Raw genomic sequence first — 13921 nt, forward strand, 5'->3', positions numbered from 1 at the left:
TGCAGCGTAAAATCGACTTCAAAGTTGAAAATATCAGGACTGCGGAGCAATCTGATTAATGCGGTCGCTCTCAGAAGCCGAAAGGACCGGAACATCGCGCTGCCTTGACGGATCGACGCGGCAGCGCAGCGGCAGTTGACTACCCCTTGCTTTGCACCACGTGATCATTGTCCCGGGCGAACTTCAGCACGAAGTCGAAGGCGTAGGGCGCGACCTCACGCAGCCGGGCGTCGAGTACGACACACTTGAGGTTGCCGATAATCATCGGGCAAATATAGAGCGAATAACCCAGGTGCAGGTTTTCCTTTCTGACGCCGCGCGCTCGCGGCCCGAAGCTCGACAAGGCGCCGGCCAGGCGCTCGGACCAGTCGCTGGGCCGGAATGCCTTGCCCTTGCTGGTGATACCTAGGATGACGTATGCAGAAGGATTCGCGGTGGTCATATGCAAATCTGTTCAGGCTCTGAAGAGGTCGAGGTTCTTCAATTGAGGCGTTCGCTGCGCCAGCCCACGATGCCGCTAAAAGTCCACACGCACCGGGCGCCGCCGCGGCGTTCAGTGCGCCAGTTCGACGCGTCTGCCGCGCGCATTCGAATAGTCAGCATGGGCTTCGGGCATATCGCGCTCCGTCGCGACACGGTCCGGTGGCACGCTCAATTGCAGAATTTCGCTCGTCGCTTTCAATGACTCGCGCGCCTTGTCTGGGTGGTTCGACGAGAGCTGCGTGCCGTAGCCCGGAATGATCTTGTGGATCTTCGCCTGCCAAGCGGGTGCTCGAAACCTGCTCGGAAAGGCCCTTTCCAGCAGGCTCAGCATGATGGGAGCCGCAGTCGAAGCGCCGGGGGAGGCGCCCACCAGGCCCGCGATGCTTCCGTCCTTCGAGCAGACAATTTCGGTGCCAAGCTTGAGCACGCCGCCCTTCGTCTTGTCGCGCTTGATAATCTGCACGCGCTGGCCGGCTTGCCAGAGCCGCCAGTCCTCCTGGCGGGCAAGCGGAAGATATTCCTGCAATGCCTCGAGGCGGTTGGCGTCCGAGAGCGTCACTTGACCGGCCAGATACTTGATGAGCGAGAACTCGGAAAGTCCCACACGCACCATTGGAACGAGGTTGTTCATTCCCGTGCTGGCGAGCAGGTCGCTGTACGAGCCGTTCTTCAGGAATTTCGTCGAGAACGTGGCGAACGGTCCGAACAGAATGGCTTTCTTTCCGTCGAGAATACGCGTGTCCAGGTGCGGCACCGACATGGGCGGGGAGCCGACTGAAGCTTTGCCGTATGCCTTGGCGAAATGGCGGTTCGCAATGTCGCTGTTGTCCGCGACGAGGAACGAACCGCCAACTGGGAAGCCGCCGTACTCTTTCGCCTCGGGAATGCCGGATTTCTGCAACAGCGGCAGGGAACCGCCGCCAGCGCCCACAAAAACGAACCGGGCATCGACCTGGACGGTCTGCACGCGCGATTGGGTATCTTCCAGCGTCACGCGCCACGTGCCGTCGTTATTGCGCGCGATCTTCTGAACATTGCTATTCAGCAGCAGATTGAAATTGGACCGACTGCTCAGGTAGCGAACGTATTGACGTGTGACTTCGCCGAAGTTCACGTCGGTGCCCTCGGGCGACCACGTCGCGGCAACCTTCTGGCGGGGATCGCGGCCTTCCATCATTAGCGGAACCCACTGAGCGATCTCGTCATGCGATTCCGAGTATTTCATGCCGTGAAAAAGTGCATTGGGCTGCAAGGCAGCGTAGCGATTCTTCAGGAAACGAATGTTCTCGTCGCCCCAGACGAAACTCATGTGCGGCGTCGTGTTGATGAACGACCGCGGCTGCTTCAGTATTCCGCGGCTGACACCCCAGGCCCAGAACTGCCGCGAGACCTGAAAATCCTCGCTGATGCGCACGGCCTTTGTGATGTCTATTGCGCCGCTCGAGGTCTGCGGCGTGTAGTTGAGCTCGGCGAGAGCGGTGTGCCCGGTGCCCGCATTGTTCCAGCCGTTCGAACTCTCCGCTGCGACGCAGTCGAGTCGCTCGGCCATTATCATCGACCACTGCGGTTCGAGTTCGTGGAGCAGGACGCCGAGCGTCGCGCTCATGATCCCCCCTCCTATGAAGAGGACGTCGACCCTATCGAGTTCATTGCCGGATCCTGCTAGCGAGCGGCCAGAATTTTCCTGTCCCGGTAGTGCTTGTCGTTTCATTTGTGCCAAGGTGCTCACCCGCTGTAGTTTATGCGGAAGTTGTTTGCCGTCTGACCGTAGGTCTCCTGCCGATCGATCCCGTCGAACCTGCTCGTTGCGACCAGGAATGAAGAACGAAAAAACTGGATTTCTGTTTGTCGACAGTTAATTGAAAAAGAAACCTCGAACACGTGGCTGATTTCCTTCTCGTCCAGACGAACGTAATGGTATGGGCTCACAGCTGCTACATATAGCCGCAGTGTGGCAATAGACCTTTGCTTGATGGTTGTGAATTTATGATGCGCAACGCGAGCGAACCCAGTAGGCGCATTCTGCCGTTGATTTCGCACCGGCATGTGCGAGAATAAAGTTTTCGTTTATTAAATTTCACCACTATTCGGTTCGCGTGAACTATGTCGTGGCAAGGAATGCCGAATCATGGATGCAGAATTGGCCATGGATGCGCGAACATACGCTGACGCAATCGAGAAAGTCGCGAGCCGCCGCCGGTCGGGGCCTGTGGGCTGAAGGAAAGATCAATTACTGCTTCTGGAGCAGACTACTCCAATATCCATGGTGAACGTCAGCCGCGTCGATCGATTCAGACAGGCAAAGGCAAAGGGGATGTTGAATAAATTGTTTTACCGTGAGATTGGTAGTCAATTGATATATCGATGTCGGACTCAATGCTTATTAAGAGAACCGATAGGCAATGCACGACCCGGTTCAGGAGGTGTTTCCTTTTGCAATCTTATATTTCCCTTGAGGGGCGGCGCTTTTGGCAGAGTTTGCCCGCAGGGCGTGTGGAAGGGACTCTTGCATTGCGGGTACTTAATCAGGGCGGGGCGGTAAACTATAGTTCGGGGCACCGCAGCACGTTACGCTGCGCGTAAGGAGTTTAGTCGTGAAGGTTATGCCATGCCTCTTGGTCGCCATATCGCTTTTCGCTACCGCTGCGTATGCACAGGGAAACCATGCCCAGCCGTCCGCGGCCAACGAAACCGCCGCGCAGAACGACACGGCTCCGGCGGCGGACAATTTCGGCCGCGTTGACCACGATCGGCGAGAGGGCAAGAAGGACGACTGTGTCGGTCCGGTGTCGTTCTGCAATATCTATTTCGGCAGCTGAGAGCTTGCATCTGCAAATGGCTCCATGCAAGCCGGTGCTGGAAGCGCATGGTATAGACCGCCCATTGGCCTGAGTCGTTTTGTCGAGCGGCTCGGAGGTGAAAATTGAACAACTCTAATGAGCATGTGTGGGAAAGCACCGTTGCGCTGCTCGGCCGGATGTGTTCGCCGGATGACGGGGCAGACAAGTACATGGTGAGTGGCCCCGATAATGGGCGAGATTCCGCGAAAAAAGCGCCTCCAGCGCGTTCCGGAGGAGGGGCGACCGATCTGGCCAACTGCACTATCGTCGATCGAATTTCCGCGTGTTCCATCATGGTGCGCTGGCGCGACGCCACCGTCGGACACTATGGCGAGCAACTGTGGAAGCGCGGTAACGCGCGGCGCTCGACCTGGTGCATCTTGAGCGGGATGCGGGTCAGGCGGGGCGATATCGTGTATCGACCCTGCATGCGGGGCCTGCGACCGATGAATTGCGAAGAAGTGATCCTGGCGAGGGTGCTGGAAGAGGGCTGACGTCGGTGTTTGCCAGATCTCGTCGGCCATCGACCAGGGCGTCGCACTGTGCAATCTCAGTCGCGGGAGAACTTGTGCAATTCGGACACATCCTTCATGCGTGTTGAAGGTAGTTGCTCCCGCAATATCACCGCCCAAGGCCGGACTTTCGCGTCGGTATCCCCGCGCGAAGGATAGATTGCGTAGATGACCAGTGCGCGCGACGTGTAGTCGGGCAGTATCCATGCGAGTTCGAACTTTCGATGAACTATGCGTTGCTCGACATCGCAAAGCAGATGCTTGCCCAGCAGGAAATGCTGCCCGAGCTTACATGGGGGACGCTTTGCCGGAAGGCTTGGCACGCAGCGCGAAATGGGCGAGGCTGAAACCCCGTTCCCGGAGTACGAGCCGCAGGTTGACTTGGTTGCGGAAGAAATTGCGCCTGGTAGGAACCGCGTCGCCGCGCTCGCGGGCTTGCCTTCGGCGGTGCGGTGCCAGCCGAGCTGAACGGGCATCGGCCCGACGTGGTCGCGGCGCGCTGAAGCGTGGCGGCGCGCGCGATATCGACGTGGACCACGGCCGACTTCTGTCCGAACGTCAACCCACTCGTTTCGATGGGCGGCTACGCGGGCACCGGTCCGCTGTTTCAGTTCCTGAAGTCGATGGACAGCCACGTCGTATCGACGGAGAACCGCGAGAATGCCTCGGCCGCCGCCAATGCCGCGCAAGCGCAATACGATCAGGCGGTCGCCCAACTCGATGTGGCGAAGCTCAACCTTGAGCATACGCGCGTAGCTTCTCCGGTTGACGGTTATGTACCGAACCTGCAAGTCTGAAAGGGCAACTACGCTGTCATTGGGCAGCCGAGGCTGGAGTGATCGATAGCAATTCCTTTCTGGGTTTGTGGCTATTTCGAGGAAACCAAGTTGCCCGGCGTGAAGCTTGGCGAGAAGGCCGAAATGCGGCTCATGAGCGGCGCCACGTTCGACCGTCACGTCGAGACCATCTCCAGCGACATTTACGATCACGATAGTCCGCAAAGCTGCGATCTGCCCGCCGATGTGAATCCGACCTACAATTGGGTGCGGCTAGCGCAACGCGTGCCGGTGCGCATCCATATCGACAAGGTGGCCGAGAACACTCAGCTTGTCGCCTGGCTCGCCCGCACCGTGGTCATCAAGCCCGGAAAATGACTGCGCGTTGAATGGCGGCTGAATTCAGCCATCATTCAGTTTTTTTCGAAGGTGCTCACCGATCAGCAGGGCGTCGATCGCTTCGCGCGCTACGCGAGATCGTTGGCGCGGCCCGTCCGGCGACACGTTGCCCGTGAGCACACGTGGCGCATGCCCGTGATTGCGCGCGCCGAAGCCGATTACCCAGGTGACGGCCTCTTAGAGCGCGCGGATGCCGCGCGACGTGCTGCCATCAACCTCCTCGATTCGCTCGCCGCGCGCGATTCAGACGCTTTGCGACGCCCGGCGCGCCCCGATAGCCGCGATGACCGTCGACAATGCGAATGGCCGCTTCGTCGAACGGCGAGTACTGGTGTCCAGCCGCCGCATGGCACAACGCGTCTTCGACGTCGAGTTGCGCGATGTCACCGAAGTGCGGCGGTGGGAACGTCGCGCCGCCTCCGGTGACGTGCGCAACGAGAGCGGGCCGAGCGTATTCGGGCAGGCCGAGCGCGTTGCTGCACGCGGCCATTGCGTCACTCGGGTAGGCTTTGAATGCTTGACGCTGTCAAAAATTTAAAGAAGAAAGACCTGGCTTGTGGTGCTGTTCGCCGTGGTGCGCGAGCACGACGTCTGCATACGCGGAGCAATGGGGTGTTCAATTTGCCGGCGGCGGGGCGGCTCACGACGTTCGCAAAGCCGATTTCGGCATTGTTTGAATCCCGGGACCGAGTTGGTGAGGAATTGGCGGCTATCATTTCACCGTAGTGGGGCGCATGCCGCCTATTTGGATGTCCAGGAGAAACCGGACTCGCATCCAAACATCTGGGATGTTTGAGCTAGCGCCGGTGTTTCGCTTTATCAAGAGTTCCGGCTATATTCGGCCATTCGTCGAAGCAGGCTTGGGGGGGTAGACTGCTTTCTCACGTGAGTGAAACGCCGGACCGTATCTTCTCGTCTTCGTTTCAGTTTGGCGACATGGTGGGTGTGGGCGCGCAATTCGGAGCGCACCGGAGCTATCATGCCGGTTTCCGCTTTGAGCATTTGTCGAACACGGGTCTGGAGCGCCCCAGCCCAGGTTTCCACACGGGTCAAAAATATGTTCAGTATAACTTCTGATTGTGTAGGAACGGATATCCAATGCCGGCGTGTTGCCAAGGCCATCAGAAGCGGGTGCGCAATCCGGCCGTCGCGACCATCTGCTTTGCGGTAGAGGACGCGCCGCCCGACGTGTTAATGAACGCGACGTACTGCTTGCCGCACACATGTTGGTACATGGCTTCGGCATAGATATCGGCTCGCTTCGAAAGCGAGTAGATCACCTGTGCGTTGACCTGATTCCACTTCGGGTCGGCGCCATAGGTCGTGGCGTTGGTCACATGGCCATCCGTGTAGGTGTAGGTGACGCCGAGCTTCAGCGTAGATTAGCGCATAGCGACCGTTCAGTTCGAAGTTGTCGAAGCGGACCGTGCCGTACGCCGAGCTGAACGACCTCGTGCTGATACTGGCTATGGGAATACGCGAAGCCGAGCACGGCCGGCCCCAGTGTGTAGTCGATACCGGCGGCGGACACGCGCTGCACGTCGGCGCCGAGCAGGAATCCGGCCGTGCCATTGGCCGTGGACTCCGCCGTTTCGATCGCACCGCTCGTGTTCGTGTTATTTGAGCCGTTGATCTTGAGATAGCTGGCCGCCAGTTTTAACGGACCGTTGCCGTAACTCGCGCCCGCGCTGTATGCGCGGTTCGCACTGAAGTCGGTGCTGTTCGAGAAGGCATAGACGCCACCGAACTTGAAGCCGTCGATGTCCGGACTATTGAACTTCACGGCGTTGTTGATGCGGACCGAGTAGTCGAGGTTGTCGTTATCGAACGGGTGGGAAAAGCCGGTCTTTCCGAAAGTCGATGCCACTTCCGACAGAGGCGCAACGAAATCGACGCCCACATAAGACTGACGCGCGAAGAAGCGATTGTTCTGCCCCATCTTGCCGTTCTGGATGTTGAAACCGCTTTCCAGCACGAACACCGCACTCAAGCCGCTGTCGAGATCTTCGCTGCCGCGCACACCGAACTGGCTGCCATTAGTGTTGCCGCTCGTGGCCTGAACGAGCGAACCTGCGCTCGTACCTTTTTTCACGTTGTTCGTGTACATGAGACCGGCGTCGATCAGGCCGTACAGCGTAACGAAATGCTGCGCGTGAGCGAGTGGCGCGAGCAAGCTGGTTGTGACCGCCACGTCCAGGAGATACTTCTTGGACAAGGTTGACTCCGGGAAAGACGCCGGACTCCAGTGCTGGATGCTATGGTCACCGGTAAGCGCGTCAATGGATATATCCGAAAACTAAGGTCTGTCATCTCGATTGGCCTTTGCCTATCGTGCAACATTTAACATAATACTAATTATCGACATTTTTACGATGTTCGCAAACATAAAATAGACCATCTCATATCTCGACGATCATCTTCAGCGCCTGCGTGCTGGCCGCCTGCGAAAACGTCTCATACGCCTTGTGCATGTCGTCGAACGCAAACCGGTGCGTGATCCTGAAAACCGACTTCGGGAGGCCTACTCCCATCTTCAGTACAGCACCGCAGGCCCCCGTCTGCGTTCGTGACACACTAAGCAGTCCTATCGTATTACGGTCTGCCTGCTCTCGTCCTCCGCGGCCACTCTACAGCCCCGAAGCCGCCATTCAGCCATGCGTGCGTCATCGGTTGCTTTGAGACTTAAACCGGCATTCGTTTTTTCGCCCATAGTGACGCGCTGAATTCGGCACTGTCGGCGAGCTGCACGGGGAACATACTTCGGGCCGGTCGCATGTCCTGTTTAAATCGGCTGTCATTAGTCTGGCCGGCCTCGGAGAGGAAGGAAGCACGTCAACTTATTTCGAGCAGTTCCTGATGGAACTTTGCGAATGCCAGTCCGCGCGCACGAAGCACACTACTCATGTCGCACGGCAATTCGCAGGCCGCTCACTAGGAGCTTCCTCTGCTTTCTTAGATTCGTCGTGAACGCGCCAATACGCGGGTACGTTCGACCACTTCAATACTACGGTTAGCGTTTCAAGATAAAACCCTGAGCATTCCGTGATCGACCCATGTGATATCGGATCTTCATTTCCGTACGACCGCTGGTGAAGCTGAAGCATCCACTGAAAATTCAATAGCGAAGCAGTTCGCGCAGCCTAGCATGATTGATTGACGCGTTATACCAACCATTGACGAGTACTTAAGCCGCTGTTGACAGCCGAGTGCGGTGCTCAGTGCGGCTGGATCTGATTTTCGTGACTGGCTCTTCTAAACCAAGGTTTAGACAGATCAACCATTTTCTCAGGCTCTTGATCCATTGGCTGGGGCCCGCGCGCGTTTCGCATGCAGCAATCGTACGCATCGGTACCAGAGGCTTGAATCGATCGACCACGGTGCACTACAAATCAACTGGCACGCGCCGGATGCTTACTCCCGGGTTGCAAGAATTCGCGGTCACACACGCGCGCAACCACGGGCGTCCAAGGAGTTCGCCATGCAACCGACACCCTGCTTCAGTGACGGTCTCTTTGGCACCCGCTGTGCGGCAGATGTTACCTGCCGTTCGGTGGTGCAGCGGTTCGGTACGCAACTGCAGCCTTGCTTCCAACGGATCTCATGCGCAGCGAGCCGGCGCACATGCGATTCATCTTTTGAAAGGAAAGACTATGAAGATCGAAGGTGCTGTCGTTTTCGTGACGGGCGCGAACCGCGGGCTAGGCCTGGAGTTCGCGAAACAGGCGATCGAAAGAGGGGCGCGGAAGGTTTATGCGGGTGCGCGTGATCGGGCCAGCGTGACGCTGCCGGGAGTCGTGCCCGTGAAGCTCGACGTGACAGATCCGGCGGCCGTGGCCGCGGCAGCCGACGCGGCGCGCGACGTCACGCTGTTGATCAATAACGCGGGCATTGCGCAGTTGGGCAACCTGGCGGATGACGGCGCGCTCGACGCGTTGCGCAGTCACCTCGAAACCAACGTGATCGGGATGCTGGCGATGTCGCGGGCGTTCGCAGGGAGCCTCGCCGGCAACGGCGGCGGCGCGATCCTGAACGTCCTGTCCGTCGCAAGCTGGGTGAACCGGCCGATCCTCTCGGCCTACGGCGTGTCGAAGTCGGCAGCGTGGGCACTGACCAACGGCCTGCGCCAATCACTGCGCGATCAACACACGCAGGTCGTCGCGCTGCATGCCGGCTTTATCGATACCGATCTGACGCGTGGGCTGGAAGTGCCGAAGGCGACACCGGCCGACGTCGTACGCCAGGCGTACGACGCGATCGAGGCCGGCGCAAAGGAAGTGTCCACCGATGAGTTCACGCGGCAGGTGAAGGCCGGGCTGTCGGCGGGCCTCTATCTGAACGACGCGACGCCGCTCTAACGGCGACGGGGTGCTCGTCAGGTTAGGCCGTGATGTCAACGACGCCTGCGATCTTCGCGTCCGGAGTCAGCGACGCGTAACAACGTCTTTCATGGATGGCCGCTGGCGTGAGGACCGGACTTCAGTCCGCTCATTCTTCACTCTGGATTCATTTCATTGTTGCGGGCAACGTGTCCGTCAGGGAAAAAACACTTATGCCGACTCTTTTTGACCCCCTCCAGATTGGCGACCTCACGTTGCCGAACCGCATCATCATGGCCCCGGTGACCCGTAAGCGCGCAGGTGACAAACGCGTGCCCAACGCGCTTATGGCGAAGTACTACACCGAACGCGCCTCTGCCGGGCTGATCCTTACAGAAGCCACCTCCGTGACGCCGCAAGGCGTCGGCTACGCTGCGACGCCGGGCATCTGGTCCCCCGAACAGGTCGCGGGCTGGAAGCTTGTCACCGAATCGGTGCACGTCGCTGGCGGCAAGATCTTCCTGCAACTTTGGCATGTCGGCCGTGTGTCGGACCCGATCTTTCTAAACGGAGAGCAGCCGGTTGCACCAAGCGCGATCGCACCACAGGGGCACGTGAGCTTCTTGCGCCCGCAGCGGCCATATGTGACGCCGCGCGCTCTGAATTTGTCCGAAATCCCGGGCATCGTCGATGCCTATCGCACGGGTGCCGAAAACGCCAAGGCCGCCGGTTTCGACGGCGTCGAAGTGCACGGTGCGAACGGCTATCTACTCGATCAGTTCCTGCAGGACAGCACAAACCATCGCACTGACGCGTACGGCGGCTCAATCGAATACCGCGCCCGCCTGCTGCTCGAAGTGACCGATGCATGTATCGAGGTGTGGGGCGCTAATCGCGTCGGCATGCACCTCGCGCCGCGCGGCGACCTGGGTACGATGGGCGATTCCGACCCAGTGGCTACTTTCGGCTATGTCGCGCGAGAACTTGGCAAGCGCAAGATCGCATTTATTGCCGCTCGCGAATCGCTCGGCGACAAGCGTCTGGGGCCGCAACTGAAAGCCGCGTTCGGCGGTCCCTACATCGCGAACGAGAAATTCACCCGGGAAACGGCGCAACAGGTACTCGACACAGGCGAAGCGGATGCCGTTGCATGGGGCCAGCTGTTTATTGCCAACCCGGACTTACCACGTCGCTTCGAACTCGACGCACCATTGAATCAGCCCGATCCAACGACGTACTACGCCGAAGGGGAAACCGGCTACACGGATTATCCGGTACTAAAAGCGTCGGATTGAACGCAGCCGCGGCTTGTGAAAAATAGCTCGGTTCAAGGTGATTGTAGGCTCGGTCATGCAGCCAATCCGTCGATCACCGTATGCGCTTTACGTGAGAGTAAGATTTCGCGAATCGTGCCAGTCAAGCAGCGCCGGCGGACGCACTTAGTGCAGGACGATGGCCTCCGGCGATCGAACGCCAGCGAACATCGGGGCCATGCAATAGAGGCGCTGAGGTTGTTGCAATCCGAATGACCTCGGCGACCTTCAATCGTTGGCATTGACCGCATCCTTATCCGCCCTCAAGCACTTTCCAGTTTGACCGAATGATGTGGCACGTGTATCGGTCGAGATTGTTCTCTGGTTAGCCCTGGTGTTCCAGCCCGGCTTCCCAGACCGTTTGAGCCGTAACGATCTCGGTCACGACGTTGTGCCATGAGAGGCCCGACGCGTCAGCATCGGCGACCGTGTTGTCGGCCTATTGCTTCTGCTCCCAGCCGAAATAAAAGATTGCCGAGCAGTAGCACCGCCCAAGGTCATTGCCCCGAAGGTTCGACGTTGTTGGACGTGGATCGGGAAGAAGAGTTCCAGATGCTGACGAGAGCTGAATCTGGTCTTCATGTTGAATCACCTCAAGACAATTGTTGGTCTGCATTGCGACGATCAATTTATTTCGCAATCGAAATTACCGCCTGCGAGTAATTTCCAGAGAGATCTGGCGGCGTCAATAACACACAAGTAATCGCCTGTGATTGGCTGGCGAAGAGACGACCATCCAACCAAGGTTCGCGATTCTTCGCACTGCGTGAGCGCCGCATGATAGCGGACGGCCGATGCCGGCGGCGAAAGACCAAGGGTAGGCGCCGATCAGTCGTCGCGGTGCAGTTCCCAGATTCACATCGCCAACCCACTCCTGAACCAAGGTTCAGATGGCCCAACCATGTGCGTATCCCCCCGGCCCGTTGGGTGAAGACCGGCCGCGTTTCACGCACGGCAATTGCGCGATTCGATACCAAGAGGTCGCCCTGATCAACCACGGCGCAATACAAACCAACCGCCGCGCGCCGCATGCTCACTCCAGGGTAGTGAAGATTTGCATTCACCCCGAACGCAACCACTGGTTGCCAAGGAGTTCGCCATGCAACAGACGCCAACCATTAGCGCAGTTAGTCTCTCGACGGCACCCCGGGTCTCACACGAGTTCGACGAAGCGCCCCTGTTTCACCTGTGCCGCGCGCCATTCTCCGCTTGCGATCGCTGTGGAGCACTTCACTGGATTCAGAGAGGAGAAAACATGAGCGATTTCTTTGGAATTGAAGACCTGCTATCCCAAGCCTATGAAGACGCGGTCTACAACGCGATGATACCGGCCTGAACCACACCAATCCCTGAGCTCGCCAATCGCCGTTTGCTGAGGCCCATCTGTGAGATGGGTCAGGGTGCATACGGATTGATGGCGCTCGACCCGATTCCGGCGCGATCTGCGCCCCAGCGCGCTGGCAATGGCACGTGGCACGGCGAGTGCCCACGCACAGAAAACTGGGCTAACCGATGAGGATTTCGCAATGATCACCAAGATCCAGACCGTGCTACTCACGGGCAAAACTTATACGACTACCAGCCACCGCGAAGGCGCTCCCCGCGGCGATGAACGTATCGACATTCGACTCTCAACCCCCGGCAACGCTGCCAACGACATTGCTTTCACAGCGATTCAGATGCATCCAACCGCGGAGCAGTTGTTCGCTGGCGCCTGGTCGGCCTGCTACACGGGCGCGCTAGGCCTCGCGGCGATGTCGAAGAAAGTGGAGCTTCCCCCGGACCTTTCCGTTGACGTCGAGGTCGATCTAGGAAAAACCCGCAGCGAGTATTTCATACAGGCCCGGTTCAACGTTCGCATGCCCGGTGTCGCACAGGACCTCGCCGAAGCCATCGTGCACTCTGCGCATCAGATCTGCCCTTACTCGAAGGCTGTGCACGGCAACATCGACATCGTCGTGAACGTCATGACGGCGTGATCCGGCAAAACGGCGCGTCGCACCGAGCATCTCTTACGGAATATCCATCGTGAAGACCAGACCTATCGCTGCACTGATCGTCGTTTTTTCGGCCCCCATAGGCGCCCCCGCATTCGCCAGTTGCTATGGACCTATCCCCTTCTCGCGACCATCGGTTGGCGCCACCGATTCGCAACGCGGTCAGGGCGTGCAAACTCTCGCCGCCGAGCGCGACGACGCTACGTACACGCGAGAAATGTATGGCGGTATAGCCGCTGGATTCTCTCGGGCAGACAGCCATGCTGCTGCGACGTCGCGCGAAGACCTGTTCGCGCGTCACTAGATCGCGTATCCCTCCGGCACTGGCCTCTCGCGCGTCGTCGTCCCTCACGCGCGAAGGTCACAGATGGGGTGGGATAAGCATCACTTTCCAGCGAAGTAGACAATGTTCAGTCATGTATTGGTCGACCCCAACGACTTGGGAAAAGCAAAGCGTTTCTACGATGCTGTGCTCGGGGCTCTCGGCTACGGCGAAGGTATCAGCGATGAAAACGAGCGGCGCAGGCGCTATGTCTATCGTGCGGAAACGGGTTTTTTGATTGTCACCCAGCCGCTTGATGGTCTGCCGGCTACCCATGCCAATGGCGGGACGATCGGTACGACCTGCCGCGCCCCTCGCATCTGGTGGTAAGGCCGAGTTGAGGGTGGTCACCGAGCGCGCGCAGACGAAGAATTGCGACGCGGACTGCCGCCGGGCGCTATCCATGCACCGCGCCCTACGAAGGGCGACGCTTGTCGTCAGGGCACTTCCGTCTCCGGGACGCTGCCTGCAGGTAGGTGGTAAGAGGCGACAGCGCGGGGGCCACGCACTCATTGAGAATCTTTATGATGCGGGCCGCCTCAAGATGACTGTTTTTGTCCGGATGGTATTGCTGGCTGAGTGCCCTATAGGCAGCCTCGATGACTGCATGAGGTCCGTTGCGTGCAATCTTCAGGTTGTCGTAGTGGGTGTGTATCCCCTTGCTTGACGGCGAGTTTCGACAATTGGAAGACGCCTGGATGGATACATCTGTGCTGCCGCGGTTGCCGGTTGAATGAACGCTGACGTGGGTAAATTTCAAACGCCCCAGTACCCAACAAGTTACGCAATGTCGTCCGCACAATCCGGTCTGCACGAAACAATTGAGCGCAGCAACGAGGATCTCGCTGAGTGGCTCGAGCAACTACTTCTCAATCGGCTGCGAGGTCCGCGTACTCACCACTGCAGTCCCACGAACTGTAGCGGGCCCGTCAAGGATATAGTCCACGAACCTGCGCTCGACGT

General features: G+C 58.7%; 14 protein-coding genes and 2 pseudogenes. 10 read left to right on the forward strand and 6 right to left on the reverse strand.

Features of this window, described 5'->3' with window-relative positions:
* Positions 1 to 139: 139 nt before the first annotated feature.
* A complete protein-coding gene (locus U5A58_RS38875) occupies positions 140 to 442 on the reverse strand; it encodes a DUF3579 domain-containing protein (RefSeq protein WP_321917648.1) in 303 nt (100 codons plus the stop codon).
* Positions 443 to 553: 111 nt separating this feature from the next.
* Complete coding sequence (gene mqo / locus U5A58_RS38880) at positions 554 to 2203, reverse strand: malate dehydrogenase (quinone) (protein ID WP_415774357.1); 1650 nt, start codon at positions 2201 to 2203, stop codon at positions 554 to 556.
* Positions 2204 to 3086: 883 nt separating this feature from the next.
* Between mqo and U5A58_RS38885 the strand changes: the two genes are divergently transcribed.
* Complete coding sequence (locus tag U5A58_RS38885; RefSeq protein WP_321965274.1) at positions 3087 to 3302, forward strand: hypothetical protein; 216 nt, start codon at positions 3087 to 3089, stop codon at positions 3300 to 3302.
* Positions 3303 to 3406: 104 nt separating this feature from the next.
* Entirely contained in the window at positions 3407 to 3817 is a 411-nt protein-coding gene (locus U5A58_RS38890) for a DUF3331 domain-containing protein (RefSeq protein WP_321917645.1), read from the forward strand.
* Positions 3818 to 3873: 56 nt separating this feature from the next.
* Here the strand turns inward: U5A58_RS38890 and U5A58_RS38895 are convergent, their stop codons facing one another.
* A complete protein-coding gene (locus U5A58_RS38895; RefSeq protein WP_321917644.1) occupies positions 3874 to 4311 on the reverse strand; it encodes a hypothetical protein in 438 nt (145 codons plus the stop codon).
* Positions 4312 to 4458: 147 nt separating this feature from the next.
* On the opposite strand from U5A58_RS38895, the pseudogene U5A58_RS38900 reads away from it, so the two are divergent.
* From U5A58_RS38900 to U5A58_RS38910, 3 genes and pseudogenes are all read left to right on the forward strand, one after another.
* Positions 4459 to 4989 (forward strand): annotated as a pseudogene (locus U5A58_RS38900) (efflux RND transporter periplasmic adaptor subunit); the annotation flags it as partial.
* Positions 4990 to 5200: 211 nt separating this feature from the next.
* Positions 5201 to 5548 (forward strand): hypothetical protein, encoded by a 348-nt coding sequence (locus U5A58_RS38905; protein ID WP_321917643.1) that lies wholly within the window; start codon positions 5201 to 5203, stop codon positions 5546 to 5548.
* Between the two features lie 347 nt (positions 5549 to 5895).
* A complete protein-coding gene (locus U5A58_RS38910; protein ID WP_321917641.1) occupies positions 5896 to 6087 on the forward strand; it encodes an acyloxyacyl hydrolase in 192 nt (63 codons plus the stop codon).
* A gap of 44 nt (positions 6088 to 6131) precedes the next feature.
* Here the strand turns inward: U5A58_RS38910 and U5A58_RS38915 are convergent.
* Together U5A58_RS38915 and U5A58_RS38920 are read right to left on the reverse strand one after the other, a co-directional pair.
* Positions 6132 to 7225: pseudogene (locus U5A58_RS38915) on the reverse strand (porin).
* Positions 7226 to 7409: 184 nt separating this feature from the next.
* Entirely contained in the window at positions 7410 to 7541 is a 132-nt protein-coding gene (locus U5A58_RS38920; RefSeq protein ID WP_321965278.1) for a hypothetical protein, read from the reverse strand.
* Positions 7542 to 8660: 1119 nt separating this feature from the next.
* Between U5A58_RS38920 and U5A58_RS38925 the strand changes: the two genes are divergently transcribed.
* From U5A58_RS38925 to U5A58_RS38950, 5 genes are all read left to right on the forward strand, one after another.
* A complete protein-coding gene (locus U5A58_RS38925; protein ID WP_321965263.1) occupies positions 8661 to 9365 on the forward strand; it encodes an SDR family oxidoreductase in 705 nt (234 codons plus the stop codon).
* Between the two features lie 194 nt (positions 9366 to 9559).
* On the forward strand, positions 9560 to 10621 hold the full coding sequence (locus U5A58_RS38930) for an alkene reductase (protein WP_321965264.1): 1062 nt from the start codon (positions 9560 to 9562) through the stop codon (positions 10619 to 10621).
* 1117 nt (positions 10622 to 11738) lie between these two features.
* Complete coding sequence (locus U5A58_RS38935; protein ID WP_321917635.1) at positions 11739 to 11975, forward strand: hypothetical protein; 237 nt, start codon at positions 11739 to 11741, stop codon at positions 11973 to 11975.
* 193 nt (positions 11976 to 12168) lie between these two features.
* Positions 12169 to 12618, forward strand: coding sequence for an Ohr family peroxiredoxin (locus U5A58_RS38940; protein ID WP_321965275.1), 450 nt, complete (start codon positions 12169 to 12171; stop codon positions 12616 to 12618).
* A 424-nt stretch (positions 12619 to 13042) separates the two neighbouring features.
* Positions 13043 to 13288: a hypothetical protein gene (locus U5A58_RS38950; protein WP_321965266.1), complete on the forward strand. Its 246-nt coding sequence runs from the start codon at positions 13043 to 13045 to the stop codon at positions 13286 to 13288.
* Positions 13289 to 13373: 85 nt separating this feature from the next.
* Here U5A58_RS38950 and U5A58_RS38955 read toward each other — a convergent pair whose 3' ends face one another.
* The gene (locus U5A58_RS38955; protein WP_321965276.1) at positions 13374 to 13772 is read right to left on the reverse strand and encodes a J domain-containing protein; all 399 of its coding nucleotides are present in this window, start codon (positions 13770 to 13772) and stop codon (positions 13374 to 13376) included.
* Between the last annotated feature and the right edge of the window lie 149 nt (positions 13773 to 13921).

The sequence above is a fragment of the Paraburkholderia sp. J7 genome, from assembly GCF_905220155.1.
Classification (GTDB): domain Bacteria; phylum Pseudomonadota; class Gammaproteobacteria; order Burkholderiales; family Burkholderiaceae; genus Paraburkholderia.

What these genes read in the sequence shown, in the direction of transcription:
- U5A58_RS38925 (WP_321965263.1), top strand. Translation starts at nt 8,661, where the DNA reads ATGAAGATCGAAGGTGCTGTCGTTTTCGTGACGGGCGCGAACCGCGGG.
- U5A58_RS38875 (WP_321917648.1), bottom strand. Translation starts at nt 442, where the DNA reads ATGACCACCGCGAATCCTTCTGCATACGTCATCCTAGGTATCACCAGC.
- U5A58_RS38895 (WP_321917644.1), bottom strand. Translation starts at nt 4,311, where the DNA reads ATGCCCGTTCAGCTCGGCTGGCACCGCACCGCCGAAGGCAAGCCCGCG.
- U5A58_RS38920 (WP_321965278.1), bottom strand. Translation starts at nt 7,541, where the DNA reads ATGGGAGTAGGCCTCCCGAAGTCGGTTTTCAGGATCACGCACCGGTTT.
- U5A58_RS38905 (WP_321917643.1), top strand. Translation starts at nt 5,201, where the DNA reads ATGCCGCGCGACGTGCTGCCATCAACCTCCTCGATTCGCTCGCCGCGC.
- U5A58_RS38930 (WP_321965264.1), top strand. Translation starts at nt 9,560, where the DNA reads ATGCCGACTCTTTTTGACCCCCTCCAGATTGGCGACCTCACGTTGCCG.
- U5A58_RS38885 (WP_321965274.1), top strand. Translation starts at nt 3,087, where the DNA reads ATGCCATGCCTCTTGGTCGCCATATCGCTTTTCGCTACCGCTGCGTAT.
- U5A58_RS38935 (WP_321917635.1), top strand. Translation starts at nt 11,739, where the DNA reads ATGCAACAGACGCCAACCATTAGCGCAGTTAGTCTCTCGACGGCACCC.
- U5A58_RS38950 (WP_321965266.1), top strand. Translation starts at nt 13,043, where the DNA reads ATGTTCAGTCATGTATTGGTCGACCCCAACGACTTGGGAAAAGCAAAG.